Origin of the sequence: Hyalangium sp. (assembly GCF_045802625.1) — a bacterium.
In the GTDB taxonomy this organism is placed as follows: Bacteria; Myxococcota; Myxococcia; order Myxococcales; family Myxococcaceae; genus Hyalangium.
In genome coordinates, this window is the sequence record NZ_JBJMQP010000147.1 from 52,030 (window position 1) to 72,457 (window position 20,428).

A 20,428-nucleotide genomic window follows, 5' to 3' on the forward strand; every position below is an offset into this window, starting at 1 on the left:
CCCGCCCGCGCCGGCCATGGCAGGTGTGGTTGAATGGGCTGGGAGATGACCCTCCGCAAGCCGCTGGCCCTTCTTCTGGTGCTGCTCCTGCCCGCCGTCGCCCTGGGGTTCTGGGGGAAGAAGACCGACGAGGAGAAGCTGAAGGACGCGCTGGACTCCCTCAAGGTCCACCTCTACCTGGCCGGGAAGGCGGCGGTGACGAAGACGGCCGGCACGGAGGAGGCGAAGGCGGTGAAGGATCGGCTGCTCGCCGTCGCGGCCGGAGCCACGCACACGGTGCAGGGGTTGCAGGGCAAGGAGGGCGCGGCGCCGGAGGGGCCGAAGCTGTCCCTCAAGGACGTGGCGGGGCTGGGCAAGGCGCTCTGGGACATGCGCGCGGTGGGCAAGCAGCTGCTCGAGGAGGACAAGGATTCACTGCCCCCCGTACTCCCAGTGTTGCTGACGCCGCTCGGGGTGGAGCCCGAGCTGCTGGCGCTCCTGGATCGCCCGACGGACCATGCGGTGCTCTTCGTGGCGCTGACTCTGGTGAAGCTGCACCCGGATTCTCCAGTCCCCATCCCTCCGGAGCTCATCCTCTACGAGGGCTCGCGGATGGATCCGGCCCAGGTGAAGATTCCGGGGTTCACCTCGGAGCTCTACGTGCTGAAGGCCTACACCCTGGCGATGAGCGGGATGTGCGATCTGGCCGAGAAGGAGGCTCTGCGGCTCGACGCGCTGGGCCTGGCGCCGGATCCGGCGCAGGCGGCTGCCGGAGTGAAGCTGCTCACGGGCAAGGAGCTGTCGCTCTCACCCGAGCAGCTCGGCTCGGTCGAGGCGGCCACGCAGGTGCTCGCGCAGGGCTCGCTCGCGCTGTGCTTCTTCGGGCGCGGGGCATGGGAGAAGGGCCAGCAGGCGCTGGGGCGGTTCCTCGAGGCCGCGGACCGGGCCGGCATCGATGAGCCGGAGCTCCACCTCCTGCACGCCTACGTGGAGTGCAGCTCGAAGCTGCCGGAGAAGGGCAAGGCGCGGCTGGCGGCGTTGGCGAAGCGCAAGGCCCTCTCGGAGGACACCCGTGATGATGTGGAGTCTCTCCAGCGCGCGTGCGAGCAGGCGGACGCGGAGGGGATGCAGAAGATCGTCGGCAGGGCGCGGCTCGGGCGCGTCATCGTCTCCGTGGCCTGGGAGGACCTGAAGCGCAGCGGTCTGCTGGATGCGCTGGGGGAGCTGCCATGGGTAAAGGCGGTGCGAGACTTCGTCACCACGCTGGGCCAGGGCATCGCCAAGGTGCCTGGGGCCTTGAAGGTGTCCCTGGGAGGCAGCGGCTGGGACTGACGGTCAGGAGAGGCCGGCGGCCTTCAGCGCCAGCCCCAGCGCTCCGCCGCCGAGCACCAGCCACGCGGAGTTGAGCCGGTAGCGCACCAGGAGCCCGGCGCTGAGTACGGCGAGGCCCACGGTCCACACGTCCACCAACGCCGAGCGTCCCAGCTCCCATGTCACCACCGCCATGAGGGCGAGCGAGGCGACGTTGACGCCATCGAGGAAGGCCCCCGCCACCCAGGAGCGCCGCAGGCGCGGGACGAGCGGGCCGCTCACCGCCACGAAGAAGAAGGCCGGAAGGAAGATGCCCACGGTGGCCGCCGCCGCGCCGGGGACTCCTCCGAGGACGTAGCCGATGAAGGTGGCCGTGGTGAAGACGGGGCCCGGCGTCACCTGGCCCACCGCCACCGCGTCCAGCAGTTGCGCCTCGGTGAGCCAGCCCCACCGCGTCACCAGATCGGCGCGCAGGAAGGCGAGCAGCACGTAGCCGCTGCCGAAGAGGACCGAGCCCACCTTGAGGAAGAAGAGGAACAGTCCCTGGAGGCTGAAGGGCACGGCCGCTCCCGCCGCGGCGGTGGCCAGGGCCGGCCAGGTGGTGGGAGGCCCGAGCATGAGCGCTGCTCCCAAGGCGCTGCCGCCACCTCCCGCTCGGGCTCGCCGCCGGGCCCAGCGCCCGAGCGCCATGGCCACACCCGCGCTGAAGAGGACGGCCAGCTCCGGCACCCCGGCGATGGTGGCTCCCACGGACGCGAGGGCCACCGCCGCCAGCGGCCGTGTCTTGATGGCCGCTCGGCCCAGGCCCCACAGCGCCTGGAGGACGATGGCGATAATGACGGGCTTCACTCCGTAGAGCAGGGACTCGGCCGCGGGGAGGCTTCCGAAGCGAACATAGGCCCAGGCGATGGTGCCAACGATGAGCGCTGCCGGCAGGATGAAGCAGGCTCCCGCGACGAGCAGCCCGGGCCAGCCAGCCCGGCGGTGTCCCAGGTGGATGGCCAGCTCCGTCGAGTTCGGGCCGGGGATGAGGTTGGTGGCGCCGAGCAGATCGATGAACTCCTCGCGCGGCAGCCACTGCCGGCGCCGCACCACCTCGTCCTCCATCATCGCGATGTGGGCCGCCGGGCCGCCAAAGGCGGTGAAGCCGAGCCGGAGGAACAGGAGGGCCACCTCGGCGAGGGGATGCTGAGCGCCGGGCTGGGCAGGCGATTCTTCGCGCGGAGTGCTCATGCGGATCGCCCGCGTGGCCTGCCGGGCTCCGTCGAGACGAGCTCCGCCGTCACCTCCGCCACCGATGTAGCTCCCGCGAGCGCCATCACGTGCGCCGTGTCCTCTCGCAGCTCCGTGAGGACACGCTGGACGCCCGCGGCTCCGTCCGTGTCCCCCGCGCCACCGGCGTAGGAGTCGAACACAGGCAGCGGGAGCACGGCGTAGGGCGTCATGGCCCCGAGACTGACACAGCCGCATCAGCTCGCAGCACGATTCAGCGCGCCCGGATGGGCTGCCGCTCACGAGGAGTGAGCCCCACGTGGGCCAACCGCTCCAGCCAGTTGCTGGCATCCGAGTCCGAGAGCCCATGCAGGAGCAGCTCATACGTCCGAGCGGCGCCCGGCATGGGCGGCAGGGAGCGTCCGAAGACACACGAGATGCTGCCCGGTTGGCCCACGAGGTAGTTGTAGTTGCCGTTGACGGCCCACTCCACCATCCAAACCGTCGGATCCTCCGGCACGAGCGCCGCCACCTCCTCTGGAGGCCCCAGCACGAACCGGCACTCCCTCACGAGCTCCGCGTGCGAGCGGTGGACCTCATAGAGCTCCCGGCCCGGCCCACCCCGGCGTGTGACGAGCAGGCCGTGCACATCCCCCTCCTCCAGCAGCCGATCCCGCTTCGGCGCGTCGGGCAGAGGCTCGTAGGGAGTATGGGCGGCGCCTGGGTACACATCCGCCAGCCGGGGCAGGGCAGCGCCAGGCCTCAGCTCGCAGAGCCACCGCTCGGAGCCCCCGGAGGAGCGAAGGCCGATGGGACCCAGGAAGGTGATGGGCAGCGGGCGCCCCTCGCCCGACACGCTCAGCGCGAAGGAGAACTGCTGGGGCGCCAGTCCCGTGAGCAGCACGTCGGCGCCGGGGATGATGTCCGCGTGGCGGACGATGCTGACGGTGGGCCTGCGGCTGGCGAACTTGCGCCACTTCTTGGGCACCGTGGGCGGCCAACGCCACTCCAGCTCCGGAGCCCAGAACTTCTCGATGACCTCCTCGATACGCGTCCACGTGTCGCCATCCGCGTCGATGCGGAACGAGGTCAGCCCCAGCTTCGTCCCGGTGCAGCGAAGCGACCAGCCCTCGGGAGACTTCACCTGGAGCCGGGGATCCGTGCTCGGAGTCAGGGGCCGGGCCAGCCGCACCTCCCAGCGCCCCGGCGTCCACACAGAGACCTCCCACTCCTGGGGAGGCACCGTGGAGGAGCGCTCGGGGCCGGTGCGCACGGAAGCGGAGCGCAGGGAGGAGACTTCGCCGAACTCGCGCAGGAAGTACTCCACGAAAGCAGGCACCTCTGCGAGCGGGAGCACGTCCGGAAATGGAGCCATGGGGTCTCCTTCCTTCAGCAACGCGCGAAGCGTACCGAGGAGGGCTGACACGAACGGGGCTCCGAAGCGCGACTGCCGCACTTCGCAGGCATCAGTGCGCGCCGATCAAACCTTCCTGCACTCCCGTGGCCTTCATGGGCGAGAGCGCCCACTCGAGGAACCGATCGAGGACGGCTCGCGCGTCGTCCGCACGGTCCTTGCCGCGGAAGCTGTGATCATGGCCTGGCAGGTACAGATAGAAGACCGGGCGGGATCGGTCGCGCATGAGCTCGACCGCCAGGAGATCGGCGCTTTCGATGGGGACGCTCTCATCCTCCGACCCATGCGCGATGAACACCGGAACCCGGCTGGCGCGCAGCTCTTCCAGCGGTGTGGTGTCCACCGCGTAGCTGCGCCAGCGCGTCAGGCTGTGGCCATTCCAGCGCCCCCGCGCCGCCGGATCCGTGACACGCAGGACTTCATCGAACGCCGCTCGCACCCCTCCCGGCTCCGCGTCGCGCCGGGCGAAGAGGACCTCGTCAAAGAGCTGTGAGGGCCCCGCGCCCGCCATGATCCCCACCGCCGCCACGCGCTTCTCCCCGAGCAGCCGCGTCACCCCCGCGGCCACATCCGCTCCCTCCGAGTGGCCCACCAGCAGCACCTGCGTCACCCAGGGCTGTGCGGCCAGCGCGGTGATGGCGTCCGCCACCGCACGCACCCGCTCCGGCTTCGCCACGTGCCGCTCGTACTCCTCCGAGCAATCGCTCATCCCATCTCCGCTGTAGAGCTCGAACGAGTGCACCCCCACCTTCTCCACCGTGGCCACGTGCAGACCGGCGTGGGCTTGCATCAACGAGAGGGCAAAGGTGAGGCGCGTCCCCGTGAGGCGCTTGCCCTCGCGCTCCAGGTGGAAGAACAGCGGCGTGCACCCGGATCCGGCCAGCAGCACGAGCAGGGGGCGCGGGGTCTCGTCGTGCATCACATACACGTCCAGCGCGGGAGCCTTGGCGCGGCTCAAGCTCCAGCGCTCCCAGGGCTCGAAGGAAGTAAGCCCGAGCCGAGTGAGTGGGAGCCCCCGCGTGGGCTCGGAGGCTGGACCCGTCCGCGCCCCCATGCATCCTCCCAGTGTGGCCAGCAGCGCCAGGCCTCCGAGCCAGGGTTGCCATCCGCCCTCATGCCTCATCGTTCCTCCTGTGTTCCCGAAGAGCCGTCCGAGAGTCGTGCGAGCCACCTACCCCACAGGCCAGCAGATTCGTTTCACCCGCTATGCATAGACTCGGCGCAGTGAGGTCACCGCATGAAACTGTCTCGTTCCCGCCTTTCCGTCGCGCTCGTGGGCTTCCTGTCCGCGGGCTTCCTGTTGCACGCCTCCGCCGCCGAGCCTGCCAAGACGAAGAGCAGCCAGCCGTCACCCAAGGCCAGCGATGCGAAGCTGCCCGGCCTGGCCGCGCCGGACTACATCCCCGAGACGGCGCGCACCCTGCTCCGTAAGAAGATGGAGCGCCATGGCCAGGACGCCCGAGAGCTCATGTTCGGCGTGACGCTGCTCCAGTACGACATCGCCAAGGCCGCGGCGCAGCGCATCGCGTCCGAGCCCCGGTTCGTCCGCCCCATCGCCGGAGGCGAGGATGACCTGAACGCCCTGCTGCCCGAGCGCTTCTTCGTGCTCCAGGACGAGTCCCGCACCCGCGCCCAGGCCGTGGCGACGGCGGCTGAGAAGAAGGACGACAAGGCGCTCGCCGAGAGCTACGGCCGCCTGGTCGAGACGTGTGTCGCCTGCCATTCGGCGTACCTGCACCGTCAGTGAGCAGGCACACGACCCTCCAGGGTGTGTCGGAGCGTGGCCCCGGGTACGATGGGGCTCCCCCCACCCCTCCTGGAGGCCTCTCCTCTTGAGCCCTGAGATCCAAGAGTCCAACACCCAGTTCCGTGGTGCCTGGCGCCACTTCGCCGTCCACAGCCCGAACGGCGAGGCGTTCGACAGCCCGGACGTGTCCATCGCCTCCACCAACGGGCCCTGGGGCATCCTGAACGCGGCCTTCCTCCCCTCGCCGGTCGAGACCGAGGCCGCGCTGGAGCGCTCCGTGGCCGCCGCCGTCCAGTACTTCGCCCCGCGCAAGCTGGGGTGGATGTACGTCGCGTGCGAGGACTGGGTGGCGCCCAGCCTGCGCGCGAAGGCTCCCGAGGTGATCGAGGCGCACGGGCTGAAGCTGGCCATGAGCGTCATGGGCATGGTGGCCGAGCGCCTCGCGCCGCCCACCCGGCCGCCGCCAGCCCTCGACATCCGCCACGCCACGGACGTCGAGGCCCTGACCCACGTCGCGGACATCAACGCGATCGCCTACGCCTCGCCGCTGGAGGTGGCGCGCCAGTCCATAGCCAACCCCGCTCTCTTCCAGGCGGACAACCGGGGCTTTGTCGGTTACGTGGAGGGAAAGGCCGTGTCCGTGGCCGCGGTCATGCAGGTCCACGGCGTCGCGTACGTGGGGAACGTGGCCACGCTCGAGGCGTACCGCAAACGCGGCTATGCGGAGGCCGTCATGCGCCAGGCGCTCCAGGATGCTCGCCGGGTCTGGGGAATGGAGCGCACGGTGCTGCACGCCACGGATGCGGGGCGGCCCATCTACCTGCGCATGGGCTACCGGGATGTGACGCGCTTCGCGTTCTACATGCCCACTGACGGGCACTGAGCGCCGTCAGCGCAGCAGCCGCTCGAAGGTGACCACGCGCATGGCCAGGAGCGTGGTGACTCCGGCGCCCGCGGCATAGAGCGCCGCGAGCACTCCGGCGGCGAAGGTGGCGCCCGGCACCACCGTCATCAGCCCGAAGCTGCCGAGGATGATGGGGCCCAGCACCAGGCCGTTGAGGTTGCTGGCCGAGCGGAAGTCTCGCGCCAGCAGGCTGACGAGCAGCGCGGTGCTGGTGGAGCACGCCAGGGCGCACAGCAGCATCCCCACCAACATGAGCACGTAGCCCGGCGAGCCCAGCCCCCGCTCGAGCAGGAGCACCGCGTCCACGCAGAACATCCCCAGGCTCACGGGCCCGGCGAGCGCGAGGACGGCCAGCAGCTTCGCCAGCAGGATGTGCCCCACCCGCACCGGCAGCGCCACCAGCAGCTCCAGCGTGCGGGTCTCCCGCTCGGAGATGAAGATGTAGCTCGCCGTCACCGCCGGGCACAGCAGGCTGCCCGTGGCGATGAGCGGCGTGAGGATGAACCAGAGGATGGCTCGCGGATCCTCTCGCAGCTCGGCGAGCCCTGGGGGCAGCTGCACCTCGGGGGGCAGGCGCAGATCCTTGGGGGAGGCCGAGCTCATGCTGGCGATCTGCGCCAGCGGCATGAGGAGGATCATCAGCAGCGGGAGGAAGAGCGCCGTGAGCATTGCCCCCCGGTTGCGCAAGAGCTGGCGCAGCTCCTTGCGGAACAGCAGCCTCACCTCACGCGCGAGCATGGTTGTCTCCGACGATGTCCAGGAAGAGCTGCTCGAGGCTGGGCGTGACGAGCCGGCACTCGTAGACGTCCACGCCCAGGGCCAGCAGCCGCCGCAGCAGCTCCGGGGCCTGGGTGGTGGGCTCCGGCATGGAGACGAGCACCGCCTCCTCGTCGCGGCGCCCGGGGTTGCCCAGCTCCGTCAGCGCCGCCAGCAGCCGCTCGGGGCCTTGGGCCGCTCGCAGGGACAGCATCACGGGGACGCGCTGGCGCAGGTCGGAGATGCGCTCGTGCAGCACCACCTTCCCCTGCCGGAGGATGATGGCGCTCTCGCACAGGGCCTCGGCCTCGGCGAGGTTGTGCGTGCACAGCAGCACCGTGCGGCCGGCCATGACCCGGCGCAGGAAGGCGTGCACGTCTCTCATGGAGACGGGATCCAACCCCACGGTGGGCTCGTCCAGCAGCAGCACCTCCGGCGAGCCCAGCAGCGCGGCGGCGAGCGACAACCGCCGCTGCGTCCCTCCGGACAGCTCGGCCATGGGCCGGCGGGTGTAAGGGCCCAGCCCGAAGGCCTCCACCATCTCGGCGATGTCTCCCCGGCCGTACAGGTCCCTCACCAGCTGGAGGTAGTCGCTCACGAGCAGATCCCGGTACATGCCCGGGAGCTGGGGGACGATGCCCACGCGGCGCCGGGCCTGGAGGAAGGTCTCGTCCTCCACGGCCAGGCCGAAGAGCCGCACCTGCCCGGACGAGGGGCTGAGCGCGCCGGTGAGCAGCCGGATCAACGTGGTCTTCCCGGCGCCATTGGGGCCGAGCAGACACGCCCGCTCCCCCGCGGCGATGCGGAAGCTCACACCCGCGAGCGCCCGGACCTTCCCCGGGTAGTCCTTGATGACGTTGGTGACTTCCAGAGGGGGATCAGCCCGGTCCGCCATGCCTCGGAGATATCCGGGAAACGGGGGCCACTCAAACGAATGGCCTCACCGCCGAGGCTTTCGCGTCCTCCGGGCCGGCTGGGGTGGGGAGCGGGTGGGCTTCACGGGCGCCTGCTCGCGGAAGGACCAGGGCTCGAAGAGGCGCAGGAACGGGCTGCCGTAGTGCTGGTACGCCGCCCACGTCCGCGTCCCGGAGGAGGTGGTGGCGATCTCCCGCCGCGCCACCTGCATGGCCTTGTGCATGGGCAGCATGGGGCCCCGCTCGTAGCGGCCGTCCTTGCCTCGGCGCAGGCCCAGCAGCCCGGAGTAGAGCGTGAGCGAGAACTGCCGCGCGGCGAAGTCGTCCACCGGCCACGCCGTGCACACGAAGTTGGACACCCCGCGCTCGAAGAAGGACTCGGCGAACGTGGGCGCCAGGTCCACCGAGCGCAGCTCCGAGCGGTCCGGCGTCTTCCCCGACTCGCACGCGTTGGAGAAGACGAAGGGCGGCACCCGGTCCAGCCGCCGCAGCTCGTTGGCCGTCATGCGCTCGCCCCGGCTGAACACCCAGCCGGAGGCGGCCTTGTCCGCCTCGTCGTACACGCAGTGGCCCGCGAAGTGGAGCACGTCGTACGGCTCGGTCTTCATCAGCAGGTGGCGCAGCACGTTGGTCCGCGTCGCGTCATGGGGCCCGAACAGCTTCACCACCTCCACGCGGTTGGGGCCCTGCGCGTACACCTGGTTGAAGCTCTCGAAGAGCTCCGCCACCTCCAGGCCCTCCTGCTCGGCGCCCGGCAGGTGGTTGTCCTCGGCGGGGTCGGCCACCACGAGCACCCGCAACACGCGCCGGGGCGGCGGGAAGGGCTCGGGCGGCGGCGCGAACGTGGTCCGGAGCTGGCGCGTCAGCCCGCGGCTCGTCCCCAGGAAGAGCTCCAGCGCCGCCTCTGGATCGTCCGACAGCTCCTCCGAAGGCACCTCCGCGTCCGACTGCGCGAGCGCCTCCCAGTGGATGCGCGCCGTGGACGCGTCCAGCATCAGCACCACCGGGTTGTCGCGGTGCCGGTAGAACTCGGAGCGCAGCTCCGCGGGGACCAGGAGCTTCTCCAGGAACTGCCCGTGGTAGACCTGCTTCACCGGCTTCCATTCGGCGGCCAGCTCGTCGTTGGCCTGCATCACCAGCACCGGATCAATGGGCACCACCCGCTCGGGGATGGCTGCTCCCTCGGTGATGGCGCCGAACCGGTAGCGCTTGTGCTCCAGCCCCAACGTTACCCGCGTGGGGATGGGGTTGCGCTCGGTGTACTCACCCTGGGTCAGGGCCTTCGGCTGCGCCAGCTTGCGGCGCAGCTCCGCCGGGCGCAGCTCCTCGAAGTCGAGCTCCAGGTGGGGTGACTTCTCCAGCCGCCGGACCTCGGCCTTCAGCGCGTCCTGGATCGCCTGGGCCTTGGCCGCATCCACCTCCACGAAGGTGACGCGCTGCAGGAACGCGGTATCCGAGCCGGACGTCGCCTGCTGCAGGCCGCGGATCCACGCGCGCACCGCCTCTTCCACGGAGAGGTTGCCCTCGCCGGTGCCGATCATCACCGTGGCCAGGTGCTTCTTGCCCATGCGGCTGAGCGACCAGAACAGCTCACGCACGGTGACGGTCAGCTCGGGCATGCCGAAGCGCCCTGGCACGCCCATGCCGATCAGGACCACGAGCCGGCCCGGCGAGCGCGGATCATCCACGAAGAAGGGCTGTCCCAGCTCGCCTCGGAGCACGCCGCGCTCCGAGTACTGCGTCAGCAGCAGATCCGACTCCTCGAGCACCTCCTTGGCGCGGCCCTGGTGGGCCAGCAGCGCGCGGCTGATCTCCTCATCCAGCGCCCGCTCCGCGCGCTGGGGGACGACGCCCAGGTAGTGGCCCACGGAGAGGGCATCCACGGGCAGCCCCCGCGCCTCGTCTCCGTCGAACGACTGGATGTACCCACGCGCCACGCGCACCTCCACCCGCACCCGCTGCGGCGCGGGGCCCGAGGGCTGCGCCTCCGGGACGAACGCCTCGGTGGTGCCGAGCATCGCGCTGGCGAGCAGCTCCTGCATCCGCACCTCATCCCGGGTCAGGTAGGGCGGCGCTACGCCTCGCGTGCTCCGGGCCTGGAGCTGCTCCACGAGGTGATCCATCTCCTGATCCATCTGCGCGCGCTGCTCCTCCAGCATCTGCCGGGCGACTGGATCATCCTTCTTCGGGCCGCGCACCTGGACGGGGGACGTGTCGGCGAGCTGCGTGGTGGTGCCTCGGGAGAGCAGCTCCTCCACCGCGCCCAGCACCCGCCCATCGAGCGTCAGCGCGGCGTGCGCTGCCTCCACGTACCAGGTGGGAACTCCGTCCATCAGGCCCAGCGAGTGGGGCACGCGGCCATCCCCCGCGAGCGTCGTCGTGTACGCCTCGGGAGACCGGAGCTGATCGGCGCGGGTGAGCCCATGGAGGGTGGGGCGGTTGTAGCCGGCGACGTAGATCATCCGCTCGGGATCCACCACGTTGGCCAGGCGCTCATGGTGCGCGCGGGCCTCGTCCAGCCGCGCCTGGGACACGCGCAGGTCCCCATAGGTGTCCGCGTGGTAGAGCGGCTCCATGTCCTTCATCACCCGGGGCGAGGGCAGCATCTGGTAGGTGCCCACGAAGGTGTTGAGGATGGACAGCAGCTCCGTGAGCGAGTGCTTCAAGTCCAGCCGCGCCAGCCAGCGCACGAGCGTCTCCAGCCCGGTGATGACCTGGACCGCCGCGAACGAGCCATGGTTGGGAGTGCCCAGCATGACGAGCCGGCCTCCCCGCGCGCCCGGCTGATCCGGATCCCGGTCCCACATCGAGCGCCAGCGCTGGGGGTAGGCCTGGATGAAGGTCCGGGCCACCAGTCCGCCCATCGAGTGGCAGACGAAGTGCACGGGGGCATCGTCGGGGAACCAATTCCGCAGCCGCTCCTCGAGCGCCGCGGCCGAGTCCCGCAAGTCCCTGCGCCAGTCGAACCAGAACGTCTGCACGTTCCAGTTCGCCGAGAGCGAGAGGATGAGCTCGCCGTAGAAGAGCTTGAGGATGCCCGAGGCGCGCACGTCGAACTCCGTGCGCCCCGTGTCATCCAGGCGGAAGTGGCCGATCTGCCCGGCCACCAGGCGCAGCGGGTTGACCCAGATGCGGTGCGAGTCGTTGCCCGAGTACTCGGACAGCTCGCTGCCCATGATGCCGGGCATCACGACGACGTTGCCTCGGGGGCCTCGAGCCCCACGGGCGGCGCTGGAGCGGCGGAGCGCCATCGTGTGGAGCCGCTCGAAGCGCGCGTCCCCGAAGTACGCCCGCAGGGCGCGCTCCTCGTCCCGGCTGGGACGGGACAACAGGGCGGCGAACAGGTCCGGCTCCGCGGCCTCGACGCGGGCGATAAAGGCTCTCTCGTCCATGGGCGTTGGCATGGACGGGAGCGTACACAGAAGGCATGGCGCGCAGCAGCGGTTCCGAGAGCCCGCCGCTACGTGCTGAACACCTGTGCTCCGTCGCACCGCACCTCACGCAGTGCGGCAGAGCAGAGCCTCAGCTCGCCGAGCCCTCGACGTAGCGGCGCTTGTGGTCGCGGATCTCCGCGAGGCGGAACGTCCCCGCCGCGGGGGCCATGGACTCCGGCGCGTCGTACGGCAGCTGCATGATGCGCTCGTACTCCTGGATGGACACGCGCTCGCGACGGGCCAGCACCGCCTCCACATCCGTCTGAGCCATGCGCCGGGCGGCCTTCTCGCCCACGACACCGGAGTAGAACTCCGCGCAGCAGCCGCTGCCATAGGAGAGCAGGCCGATGCGCTGCCCGCTCAAGGCCGCGCCCTCGCCGTGCAGCAGCCCCGCCAGCGCCAGGTACAGCGACGCGGTGTACACGTTGCCGATGCGAGCGTTGAGCGTCAGCGACGAGGCCACCTGCGCCTCGTAGCTGGAGGCGGATTTGGCCAGCTCCTCGCGGGCCTCGGCCGTGGCGGCGGGCGTGTTCGAGGCATCCTCCAAGTCACAGAGCCGCAGCTGCGTGTGCGCCTTGCGCGCCATCTTGCAGAAGGGCACGTGGTAGAGGATGCGCGCGAGCTGCTCGCCCGGCAGCGTCGAGCCCCAGCGCACCACCTCGTGCGCCAGCGCTTGCTCGCGCCAGCCGCGGTACGCGCCCGAGAGCGCCTCCAGGTAGCACTGGATGGAGTAGTGCCCATCCACCACCGCCTCGCGCCGGCCCACCGGACGCCAGAAGTCATACACGTCCATGCTGCACACGCCGTTGAGCCCCACGTCCAGCGCGAGCAGGTCCGGCTGCTCGGAGACGAGCAACGCCACCGCACCGGCGCCCTGCGTGGGCTCGCCCGCGGTGTTCAGCCCGTAGCGAGCAATGTCCGAGCACACCACGATGGCCGAGCGCCCCGCCGCCGCGCCCGAGGCGATCCACTCCGTCGCCGCCATCAGGCCCGCGGTGCCGCCGTAGCACGCGTGCTGCGAGTCGAAGACGCGCATCGCCCTGGGCAGCTTCAACAGCCCCTGGACGTGCGCGGCCACCGGCTTGGAGTGGTCCACGCCCGTCTCCGTGCCCACCACCAGCATGCCAAGGCGGGCCGGATCCACGTTGTGGGTGCGCAGCAGCCGGGCCGCCGCGGTCGCCGCCAGCGACACCGAGTCCTCGCCCGGATCCGCCACGGCCATCTCCCGCGCGCCGAGCCCCGCGGTGTACTTGGCGGGATCCACCCCGCGCGCCCGCGCCAGATCCTCGATGTCCACGTAGCGGCGGGGGACGGCGATGGCCAGTGCTTCGATTCCGACGTGTCTCTTCATGGCTTCTCACCCACCGCCGTGGGGGGCACCAGGGAGAGCACCGTCGCCGAGTCCGCCCCAGCCACGGAGGCCCCAGGCACCGCCAGCCCCGTGAAGAACAGATCCACCATCCCGGAGATGATCTGCTCCTCCGTGAGCCGCCCGTCCGGCTTGAACCACTTGTAGACCCACAGCACCATGCCCAGGAACGAGAACGCCACGATGGTGGGCTCGAGCGGGCGCATGCGGCCCTGCTTCACCGCCTCGGAGAACGTCTCCTCGATGAAGCGCACGTACTGCTTCTTGCGCCGATCGATGTACTCGCGCGCCTCGCCTTGGAGCGTGGCGTGCTCGTGGAGGATGATGATGACCTCCTTGTTCGCCCCATGCGTCACCAGCTCGATGTTGCGCCGCATGCACGAGCGCAGCCGCTCGACCGGATCCGCGATGTCTCGCACCTTGGCGAGCACCTGGCCCTCGAACAGGTCCATCCCGTAGCTCATGATGGACGACAGCAGCTGCTCCTTGTTCTGGATGTAGTGGTAGAGCCCCGCCTTCGTCAGCCGGCACGCGTCGGCGATCTCCTGCATGGAGGTGCCCTCGTAGCCGCGCTCGCAGATGAGGCGGGCCGCCGTCTCCAGAATGGCCCGGTAGCGCTCTCCGTCGTCCGGCTTCCGTCCCACGGGTGTCACGTGTGTCTCCTTCGGTCAGCCATGGCTGGGCGGTTGGCCTACCGACCGGTCGGTAACACGGCCTGACGCGAGCAGTCAACGCCTTCTTCACCGAGGGAGCACCGAGCTATCGCCGCCGCGGCCCACCGTCAGGCCGAGCCTCGAGCCGCCCGCTCCCAGGCCCGCTCCAGCGGCGCTCAGCCCGCGCGGTTGCGCGCGTCGAGCTCCTGCAGCCGCTCCAGGGCCCGCACCACGCCGTCCACGTTGCGTAGCACCACGTAGTGCTTGGTGACGGACTGCAGGTGCTCGCGCGCCTCGGGCCGCAGGTCCATTCGCTCGTACAGGCTGGCGAGGCGTTCATGGACCTCGGTGCGCTTGGGCTCGAGCTTCAGCACGTGCTTCCAGAGCGATACGGCCTTGAACACCATGCCGTCACGCTCGTGGGTGTCTGCCTGGCTCAGCAAATCGGTCACCGTGGGTCGTCGCCTGCCGCGCAAGAAGTCCTCCGAGCGCCTGATCAGATCAGCAAAGGCTCTCTCTCACAAGCCTCTGGGTAGTTGCTTGTCGCACATGCCTGGAGGGGCCAAACGTGGGAGGAAAGGTAGTTAAAGGTAGGTGGAATACAGACTGTCAGAGGGGTTGTTCAAGGTGCGGAACTCGAAAGACGGCGTTCTCGTCGTCGCTCAAAAGAGTCGAACCCGCAGTCCGCCGGTTAGCGGCGGCGCGTGCTTCCGGACAGCAAACCCCTCCAAGGTGCTCGGAGCGCGCGCCGCCGCTTCTTTTTGAGCTTCTCGGGCTTCTGCTCGGCTCAGGCCTGGAACTTCTGTGAGCGCCGACACGGGAGGAGAGGGATGGTGCGCGTCGTCGAGGGGGATCTGCTGGACCAGCGCGTGGAGGCCATCGTCAACGCGTGGAACCGGAACATCATCCCCTGGTGGCTGCTGCTACCGCAGGGCGTGTCCGGAGCCATCAAGCGGCGAGCGGGCTATCAGCCCTTCCGGGAGCTGGCGCGCGTGGGGCCCATGCCGCTGGGCACGGCGGTGGTCACCTCCGCGGGGCGGCTGCCCTACAAGGGCATCATCCACGTGGCTGGCATCAACATGCTCTGGCGAGCGTCGGAGCGGTCCATCCGGGACGCGGTGGTGAACGCGCTCGCGCGAGCCCGGGAGCACGCTTTCCAATCGCTGGCGTTTCCCATCATCGGCGCGGGCAGCGGCAGCTTCGACGAGGCCCGAGCGCTGGAGGTGATGGGCGCGGCGCTGGAGGCGGGGGCGGGGGAGCTGGACGTGACGGTGGTGCGCTACCGGCGGTGACGAGCGGCTCGTCTCATGCGCGAGCGCCGACTATGAAGCGCGCATGAACCCTGCCGCCACTCGCCTGCTGGAGCTGTTGACCACGCTGCCGGTGGATCCGCCGCCGCCCGAGGAGTCCGCGCTGCTGGAGCTGGAGAAGGAGACCCAGTACGGCGCGTGGCTGCTGGCGTTCGGGCGCAAGGTGAACCACTTCACGGGCTCGGTAGATGACGTGGAAGCGTGGCAGCGGCGCATGCGTGAGGCGGGCGTGCCCATGAAGCCAGACATCGAAGGTGCGCCGGGGACCCAGCTGAGGCAGACGGCCGCGTAGGAGCAGGGGGCTCCTCATCCACCCCATTCAAGGACCACGTAAGGGACTCCGGGCTGCTCGCACAGGCCCTGGGCCGGGGACGCGTGTCTGGCTCGACACGCGTCTCCCGGCCGCAGCTGATTCAGCGGTACGCGACCGCCGCCAGGTTCGCGACACCGTTGAACCGGGCGACGTTTCCGACATTGACGTAGAGGTTGGCGACGTTGATGTACGGAGTGAGCCGGGGGTTGAAGTCGCCGATGTTCTGGTCTGGGCCCAGGTAGCCGCCCACGGCCTCGGCGAGGCTGCGCTCATCCAGGTCGCCGAGCGATGAACCCGCGGGGCACTCGGGCAGCGCCGCTCGCTCCTCGGGCGAGAGTCCGGCTCGGAATGAAGGGTCCTTCCAGGCTCGGATGATCATTTCCTTCTTCATGGCGCTCTTCTCCTTGTGAGGCCCTCTTCGGGCGTACAGGTGGAGTGGGCTCGCCCAGGTTGTGAGGCTTCGGGCGGCGGGCGCGGCGGCCCAGTCACAAGCGGCGGGGGCCGACTCGATCGAGGTGCCCATCCCCGGGCCCACGCAAGGAGCCGTGCCATGAAGCGAGAGACCATCATCCGCGCCTGGAAGGACCCCGAGTTCCGCGCCAGCCTCACCACGGAGGAGCGCTCGGCGGTACCCGAGTGCCCCGCCGGCCCCGCCTTCACCGAGCTGGACGAGAGCGAGCTGGAGGACGCCATCGGCGGTGCCTTCAACTACGTGTCCGAGGATGGCTGCATCTGCTCGAACTACACGGGCGGCCTCACCTCGCGGTTCACCACGACCCGGACCACCAGCGTGAGGTTCGACACGCCCGCCCTGGACGTGTCTGCCTTCAACGTGAAGGCGTTCTGAGGTCCGGCGCACGCGTGGGTTAGGGCCGGTCGAAATCACAAACGGTGCCCATCCACTCCTTCCTTCCAAACGCCCGCGCCCCACGACGCGGGCACCCACAGGAGGACTCAATGGATACCGATCTGATCGTCCGCGCTTGGAAGGACCCCGAATTCCGTGCCCGCCTCTCTCCCGAGCAGCGAGCCGCACTGCCTGACAGCCCCTCGGGCAAGCCAGTGACCGAGCTCGATGAGGAGTCGCTGCGCGACATCATCGGCGGACGTCCCGTGGTGGAGGTTGGAGGCGGCACGGGCTGTGTCGGACCGTACCGGGCCACCTGCGGAATCGTCATGTGCTCCGTCCTCGAGGCGTTCTGAGCCACACCCCCCACTCACCTGGAGGGGCCCCCACTCACCTGGAGGGCTCCTCCATTGGTTGTTCTTTTCGAAGAGGCCTGCATGTACGCGCTTGACCCTGCGTTCCCCTGGAAGAAGGCGACGTTCCTCCACGAGCGAGCCCTCACGGCGAAAGCCAGCGCTCCTCCAGAGGGCGATGCGTTGATCCAACAGGCCGAGCGTCGCGCGAGCGCGTGGCGCCAGGTGATGTCCGTGGATGAGGGGACGCTCGAGGAGCGCTTGAGGAGCATCGGGCTCGACCGCGAGGGCTTCCTGCATGTGCTGGCGCTCGCGGAGAGCGACCCCCGCGACTCCGTTGGCCAGTCCTGGGAGGAGCTCCTCCGGGCGGTGCTGACGGACCGGTACGCAGAGGAGCCGCTCCCCCCTTCGCTCGCGGCTCCTCCCAGCTCCGGACAGCCAGGGCTACCGTTCTCGGGCCTCCTCCACCCGTTCCTTCGGGTGGGAGCAGCCCGGCTCCGCGAGGGCCTCGCGGAGCTGCGAGCGCGCTACCCATCGGATGGACCTCTCGCCAGCCCCGAGGTCGAGACCGCGCTGCTGGAGGCCCTGACCTTCCGGCTCCATGAGCTTGCCTCCCGCGTCCTCATCCTGGAGCTCAACGTGGCCCGGATGATGGATCAGCTCTCGGGGAGCACGCCTCAGGAGCGCTTCCACTTCTACTCCACGGTCCGGCTCCGGGAGCCGCGAGTCCGCGCCGCGCTGCTGGAGGAGTACCCCGTGCTCGGCCGGTTGATGGCCACGACCCTGGAGCGCTGGCGGGAGACCAGCCTGGAGTTCCTGGGGCGCATCGCGGCGGACCGGGAGCAGCTGGAGCAGACCTTCCTCGCGGGCCGCGAGCTCGGCACGCTCACGGCGGTGCAAGGAGGCATCTCGGACTCGCACCGAGGCGGCCGAGGCGTCTTCCTGCTGAAGTTCAGCTCGGGGCTGCGGCTGGTCTACAAGCCGAAGTCCCTGGCGGTGGACGTGGGCTTCCAGCAGCTCCTCCAGTGGCTCAACGCCCAGGGGCTGCGCCACCCGCCCCGCGTGCTCACCGTGCTGGACCGGGGCACCTACGGCTGGGTCGAGTTCGTGGACGCCACGGGCTGCGACTCGCGCGAGGCGCTCCAGCGCTTCTATTGGAGGCAGGGCAGCTTCCTGGCGCTGCTCCACCTGTTGTCCGCCGTGGACTTCCACCTGGAGAACCTGATCGCCGCGGGCGAGTCTCCGGTCCTGGTGGACCTGGAGGCGCTGTTCCACCACCGGGCCCCTGTCGAGCGCGCTGAGCGAGCCCGCACGAAGGCCTGGGCGCTGCTGGATCAATCCATCGTCTCCGTGGGCATGCTGCCCATCTTCCTCTTCGGCCGCGAGGGCAAGGCCGGGCTCGACATGAGCGGGCTGGGAGGAGAGGCCGGACAGCTCACCCCCCAGCGCATGCCCATGGTGGAGGACCTGGGGAGCGACACCATGCGAGTGGTGCGCCGCCAGGGGTTGATGTCCGGCTCGAACAACCGCCCTCGGCTGGGAGATGCGCCGGTGGATCCCGCCGAGTTCACCGAGGAGCTCGTCCAGGGCTTCGAGGAGACGTACGCGCTGCTGGAGAGCCGGCGAGAGGCCCTGGAGCCCCGCCTGCGCGCCTTCGCCGACATGGAGGTCCGCTTCATCGCCCGGGCCACCCAGCGCTACGGGATGCTGCTTCAGGAGAGCCACCACCCGGACTTCCTCCGCGATGGGTTGGAGCGCGACAAGGTGCTCGATCACCTGTGGGCGGAGGTGACGCAGTTGCCCGCGCTGCGCAGGCTGCTGCCGTTCGAGCACGCGGATCTCCGCCTGGGAGACATCCCCTTCTTCACGGCGCGCCCGGGGCAGCGCCACCTGTGGAGCAGCACCGGCGAGTGCATCCCGGACTACTTCACCCATGACAGCCTGGGCGATGTGCTCCAGCGGCTCGAGCGGATGAGCGAGCGGGACTGCGCCCTCCAGGTGTCCTTCATCCGCAAGGCGATGGTGTCGCTCGACAAGGGAAAGGCGCCTGTCCGCACGGCTTCCTCCCTGGAGTGGGAGGAGTCCCTTCCCGCCGCGACCCCCGAGGAGTGTCTGGCGGGGGCCGTCGCCATCGGAGAGGACCTCATGGCCAAGGCCATCCGCGGGAGCAAGGACGCGTGCTGGATCGGCCTGAACCTGGAGGACCTGCAGCAGTGGCGCTGGAGCCTGTCGCCCATCGGCATGGATCTCTACGAGGGGATGGGAGGGCTGGCGCTGTTCTTCGCGTACCTCGCGAAGAGGACGGGACGCGCCGACTTCGAGGAGCTCGCGCGCGCGACCCTCGATCCGGTGAGGGAGGAGTGGCGCAGGCTGGGCGAGGGCGGCGGCACAGGCGTGGGCGTGTTCGTTGGCCATGGCGCCCCCGTGTACGTGCTGAGCCATCTGGCTTCGCTCTGGAACGAGCCGGCCTTGATGGAGGAGCTGCTGGCCGGGCTGCCCGCGCTGGAGGCGCTCATCGACAGTGACGCCCGGTTGGATCTGCTGAGCGGGGTGGGAGGGCTCGCGGCGGCGTTGGTGGGCCTGTACCGCAAGACGGGCAACACCCGGCTGCTGGAGGTGGCTCGGCGGTGCGGAGACCGGCTGGTGGCCACGGCGGCGCCAGTCTCGCAGAGCGCGGTCGGCTGGAAGGGAGAGGTGGGCACGGTACCCCTGGCGGGTTTCTCTCACGGCGCGGCCGGCATCTGCTGGGCGCTGCTGGAGCTGAGCGAGGCCACGGGCAATCCGCGCTACGCGGAGGTGGCTCGCCAGGGGCTCGCCTACGAGCGCTCCCTCTTCGTCCCGGAGCGCGGCAACTGGAAGGACCTGCGTGTCCCGGGCACCACGGACAGCCACTTCATGGCCATGTGGTGCCACGGCGCCACGGGCGTCGCGCTCGGGCGGCTGCTCTCGCTGCGGTACCTGGAAGGCGCGGAGGTGCGGCAGGAGCTCGCGACGGCGCTCGACACGACGCTGCGCTGCGGCTTCGGCGGCAACCACTGCCTGTGCCATGGAGACCTGGGCAACCTGGAGGTGCTGCACATGGCGGGCACGGTGCTGGGCGAGCCTCGCTGGACGAAGGCGGCGCTCCAGCGGGCGACCGTCGTCCTCCAGGAGGCCCACGAGGGCGGCTGGCGCTGCGGACTGCCCCGAGGCAGTGAGAGCCCGGGCCTGCTCATGGGGCTGGCGGGCATCGGCTACGGACTGCTGAGGCTCTCCGCGCCGGAGCAGATCCCCAGCGTCCTCTCGCTGGAGGCTCCCCGCTAGGGGCGGGCATGTCTCCGTCCGTCAGTTCCAGCTAAAGTTCCCGTCGTTGGTGTCCTCTTTACACCAACCCGGGAGCAGATCCATGGCTGACGAGCAGCGCAGGTTCACGTTCTTCTGGCAGCAGGAGTCTCCCTTCTCGCAGTGGCACCCCGCGCGGTTCGTGGTGGCGGGCAAGCAGTTCGTCTGCGCCGAGCAGTACATGATGCACGGCAAGGCGGTGCTCTTCGGAGACCTGGAGGTGGCCGAGCGCATCCTGGCCTCCGCCGCTCCCAAGACGCACAAGGCGCTGGGCCGCAAGGTGCGGGGCTTCGAGGAGGGGCTGTGGAACCGCGAGCGCGAGCGGATCGTCTACGAGGGCAACCACGCCAAGTTCACCCAGAACCCCGAGCTGCTCGAGGCGCTGCTGGCCACGGTGGGCACGGAGCTGGTGGAGGCCAGCCCCTTGGACCGCATCTGGGGCGTGGGGCTCGGCGAGGAGGATCCGCGCATCCAGAATCCGGCGAACTGGCGGGGGCTGAACCTGCTGGGGAAGGTGCTCACGCGCTTGCGCGAGGACCTGCTCAAGAGCCGCGGGTGAGGCTCCCGGGCCTCGCTCGCCTCACTCCTCGC

General features: G+C 70.0%; 19 protein-coding genes and 1 pseudogene. 9 read left to right on the plus strand and 11 right to left on the minus strand.

Going from position 1 to position 20,428, the window contains the following annotated elements; all coding sequences use genetic code 11:
* Positions 1–33: 33 nt before the first annotated feature.
* Complete coding sequence (locus tag ACJ8AT_RS26795) at positions 34–1,311, plus strand: hypothetical protein (protein WP_407740713.1); 1,278 nt, start codon at positions 34–36, stop codon at positions 1,309–1,311.
* Between the two features lie 3 nt (positions 1,312–1,314).
* Here the strand turns inward: ACJ8AT_RS26795 and chrA are convergent, their stop codons facing one another.
* From chrA to ACJ8AT_RS26815, 4 genes are all read right to left on the minus strand, one after another.
* Positions 1,315–2,523: a chromate efflux transporter gene (chrA, locus tag ACJ8AT_RS26800; protein WP_407740714.1), complete on the minus strand. Its 1,209-nt coding sequence runs from the start codon at positions 2,521–2,523 to the stop codon at positions 1,315–1,317.
* The gene (locus ACJ8AT_RS26805) at positions 2,520–2,735 is read right to left on the minus strand and encodes an alpha-hydroxy-acid oxidizing protein (protein WP_407740715.1); all 216 of its coding nucleotides are present in this window, start codon (positions 2,733–2,735) and stop codon (positions 2,520–2,522) included. Before ACJ8AT_RS26805 ends, chrA begins: the two co-directional genes overlap by 4 nt.
* A gap of 41 nt (positions 2,736–2,776) precedes the next feature.
* Positions 2,777–3,877, minus strand: a complete 1,101-nt coding sequence (locus ACJ8AT_RS26810) for a hypothetical protein (RefSeq protein ID WP_407740716.1) — start codon at positions 3,875–3,877, stop codon at positions 2,777–2,779.
* A gap of 91 nt (positions 3,878–3,968) precedes the next feature.
* Positions 3,969–4,874, minus strand: a complete 906-nt coding sequence (locus ACJ8AT_RS26815) for an alpha/beta hydrolase family protein (RefSeq protein ID WP_407740717.1) — start codon at positions 4,872–4,874, stop codon at positions 3,969–3,971.
* A gap of 279 nt (positions 4,875–5,153) precedes the next feature.
* Between ACJ8AT_RS26815 and ACJ8AT_RS26820 the strand changes: the two genes are divergently transcribed.
* Positions 5,154–5,663 carry a hypothetical protein gene (locus ACJ8AT_RS26820; protein ID WP_407740718.1) on the plus strand — a complete coding sequence of 170 codons (510 nt, stop codon included), beginning with the start codon at positions 5,154–5,156 and terminating at the stop codon, positions 5,661–5,663.
* Positions 5,664–5,748: 85 nt separating this feature from the next.
* Positions 5,749–6,546: a GNAT family N-acetyltransferase gene (locus ACJ8AT_RS26825; RefSeq protein WP_407740719.1), complete on the plus strand. Its 798-nt coding sequence runs from the start codon at positions 5,749–5,751 to the stop codon at positions 6,544–6,546.
* Positions 6,547–6,552: 6 nt separating this feature from the next.
* Here ACJ8AT_RS26825 and ACJ8AT_RS26830 read toward each other — a convergent pair whose 3' ends face one another.
* The 6 genes from ACJ8AT_RS26830 to ACJ8AT_RS26855 all read right to left on the minus strand — a co-directional run bounded on the left by ACJ8AT_RS26830 (position 6,553) and on the right by ACJ8AT_RS26855 (position 14,145).
* On the minus strand, positions 6,553–7,305 hold the full coding sequence (locus ACJ8AT_RS26830) for an ABC transporter permease subunit (RefSeq protein WP_407740720.1): 753 nt from the start codon (positions 7,303–7,305) through the stop codon (positions 6,553–6,555).
* Complete coding sequence (locus ACJ8AT_RS26835) at positions 7,292–8,218, minus strand: ABC transporter ATP-binding protein (RefSeq protein ID WP_407740721.1); 927 nt, start codon at positions 8,216–8,218, stop codon at positions 7,292–7,294. The genes ACJ8AT_RS26830 and ACJ8AT_RS26835 overlap by 14 nt, the downstream gene beginning before the upstream one ends.
* A 45-nt stretch (positions 8,219–8,263) precedes the next feature.
* Positions 8,264–11,641, minus strand: coding sequence for a CHAT domain-containing protein (locus ACJ8AT_RS26840; protein ID WP_407740722.1), 3,378 nt, complete (start codon positions 11,639–11,641; stop codon positions 8,264–8,266).
* A 118-nt stretch (positions 11,642–11,759) separates the two neighbouring features.
* Complete coding sequence (locus ACJ8AT_RS26845; protein WP_407740723.1) at positions 11,760–13,022, minus strand: hydroxymethylglutaryl-CoA synthase family protein; 1,263 nt, start codon at positions 13,020–13,022, stop codon at positions 11,760–11,762.
* The gene (locus tag ACJ8AT_RS26850) at positions 13,019–13,693 is read right to left on the minus strand and encodes a TetR/AcrR family transcriptional regulator (protein WP_407740724.1); all 675 of its coding nucleotides are present in this window, start codon (positions 13,691–13,693) and stop codon (positions 13,019–13,021) included. Before ACJ8AT_RS26850 ends, ACJ8AT_RS26845 begins: the two co-directional genes overlap by 4 nt.
* A gap of 176 nt (positions 13,694–13,869) precedes the next feature.
* The gene (locus tag ACJ8AT_RS26855; protein ID WP_407740725.1) at positions 13,870–14,145 is read right to left on the minus strand and encodes a tetratricopeptide repeat protein; all 276 of its coding nucleotides are present in this window, start codon (positions 14,143–14,145) and stop codon (positions 13,870–13,872) included.
* 378 nt (positions 14,146–14,523) lie between these two features.
* Between ACJ8AT_RS26855 and ACJ8AT_RS26860 the strand changes: the two genes are divergently transcribed.
* Both ACJ8AT_RS26860 and ACJ8AT_RS26865 read left to right on the plus strand, forming a co-directional pair.
* Complete coding sequence (locus tag ACJ8AT_RS26860; RefSeq protein ID WP_407740726.1) at positions 14,524–14,985, plus strand: macro domain-containing protein; 462 nt, start codon at positions 14,524–14,526, stop codon at positions 14,983–14,985.
* Positions 14,986–15,019: 34 nt separating this feature from the next.
* Positions 15,020–15,289, plus strand: a pseudogene (locus ACJ8AT_RS26865) (2-oxoadipate dioxygenase/decarboxylase family protein); the annotation flags it as partial.
* Between the two features lie 127 nt (positions 15,290–15,416).
* Here the strand turns inward: ACJ8AT_RS26865 and ACJ8AT_RS26870 are convergent.
* Positions 15,417–15,707 (minus strand): mersacidin/lichenicidin family type 2 lantibiotic, encoded by a 291-nt coding sequence (locus ACJ8AT_RS26870; protein WP_407740727.1) that lies wholly within the window; start codon positions 15,705–15,707, stop codon positions 15,417–15,419.
* A 159-nt stretch (positions 15,708–15,866) separates the two neighbouring features.
* On the opposite strand from ACJ8AT_RS26870, the gene ACJ8AT_RS26875 reads away from it, so the two are divergent.
* From ACJ8AT_RS26875 to ACJ8AT_RS26890, 4 genes are all read left to right on the plus strand, one after another.
* Complete coding sequence (locus ACJ8AT_RS26875) at positions 15,867–16,163, plus strand: mersacidin/lichenicidin family type 2 lantibiotic (RefSeq protein ID WP_407740728.1); 297 nt, start codon at positions 15,867–15,869, stop codon at positions 16,161–16,163.
* Positions 16,164–16,273: 110 nt separating this feature from the next.
* On the plus strand, positions 16,274–16,519 hold the full coding sequence (locus tag ACJ8AT_RS26880; RefSeq protein ID WP_407740729.1) for a mersacidin/lichenicidin family type 2 lantibiotic: 246 nt from the start codon (positions 16,274–16,276) through the stop codon (positions 16,517–16,519).
* Between the two features lie 81 nt (positions 16,520–16,600).
* Positions 16,601–19,819, plus strand: coding sequence for a type 2 lanthipeptide synthetase LanM family protein (locus tag ACJ8AT_RS26885; protein ID WP_407740730.1), 3,219 nt, complete (start codon positions 16,601–16,603; stop codon positions 19,817–19,819).
* Positions 19,820–19,901: 82 nt separating this feature from the next.
* Positions 19,902–20,396 carry an NADAR family protein gene (locus ACJ8AT_RS26890; protein WP_407740731.1) on the plus strand — a complete coding sequence of 165 codons (495 nt, stop codon included), beginning with the start codon at positions 19,902–19,904 and terminating at the stop codon, positions 20,394–20,396.
* Positions 20,397–20,428: the final 32 nt, after the last annotated feature.

Bases quoted from the DNA above. Each gene is read 5' to 3' on its own strand.
- ACJ8AT_RS26880 (WP_407740729.1), top strand. From the start codon at position 16,274: ATGGATACCGATCTGATCGTCCGCGCTTGGAAGGACCCCGAATTCCGT.
- ACJ8AT_RS26795 (WP_407740713.1), top strand. From the start codon at position 34: ATGGGCTGGGAGATGACCCTCCGCAAGCCGCTGGCCCTTCTTCTGGTG.
- ACJ8AT_RS26875 (WP_407740728.1), top strand. From the start codon at position 15,867: ATGAAGCGAGAGACCATCATCCGCGCCTGGAAGGACCCCGAGTTCCGC.
- ACJ8AT_RS26885 (WP_407740730.1), top strand. From the start codon at position 16,601: ATGTACGCGCTTGACCCTGCGTTCCCCTGGAAGAAGGCGACGTTCCTC.
- ACJ8AT_RS26860 (WP_407740726.1), top strand. From the start codon at position 14,524: ATGGTGCGCGTCGTCGAGGGGGATCTGCTGGACCAGCGCGTGGAGGCC.
- ACJ8AT_RS26835 (WP_407740721.1), bottom strand. From the start codon at position 8,218: ATGGCGGACCGGGCTGATCCCCCTCTGGAAGTCACCAACGTCATCAAG.
- ACJ8AT_RS26890 (WP_407740731.1), top strand. From the start codon at position 19,902: ATGGCTGACGAGCAGCGCAGGTTCACGTTCTTCTGGCAGCAGGAGTCT.
- ACJ8AT_RS26830 (WP_407740720.1), bottom strand. From the start codon at position 7,305: ATGCTCGCGCGTGAGGTGAGGCTGCTGTTCCGCAAGGAGCTGCGCCAG.
- ACJ8AT_RS26805 (WP_407740715.1), bottom strand. From the start codon at position 2,735: ATGACGCCCTACGCCGTGCTCCCGCTGCCTGTGTTCGACTCCTACGCC.
- chrA (WP_407740714.1), bottom strand. From the start codon at position 2,523: ATGAGCACTCCGCGCGAAGAATCGCCTGCCCAGCCCGGCGCTCAGCAT.
- ACJ8AT_RS26810 (WP_407740716.1), bottom strand. From the start codon at position 3,877: ATGGCTCCATTTCCGGACGTGCTCCCGCTCGCAGAGGTGCCTGCTTTC.
- ACJ8AT_RS26840 (WP_407740722.1), bottom strand. From the start codon at position 11,641: ATGCCAACGCCCATGGACGAGAGAGCCTTTATCGCCCGCGTCGAGGCC.
- ACJ8AT_RS26820 (WP_407740718.1), top strand. From the start codon at position 5,154: ATGAAACTGTCTCGTTCCCGCCTTTCCGTCGCGCTCGTGGGCTTCCTG.
- ACJ8AT_RS26845 (WP_407740723.1), bottom strand. From the start codon at position 13,022: ATGAAGAGACACGTCGGAATCGAAGCACTGGCCATCGCCGTCCCCCGC.
- ACJ8AT_RS26870 (WP_407740727.1), bottom strand. From the start codon at position 15,707: ATGAAGAAGGAAATGATCATCCGAGCCTGGAAGGACCCTTCATTCCGA.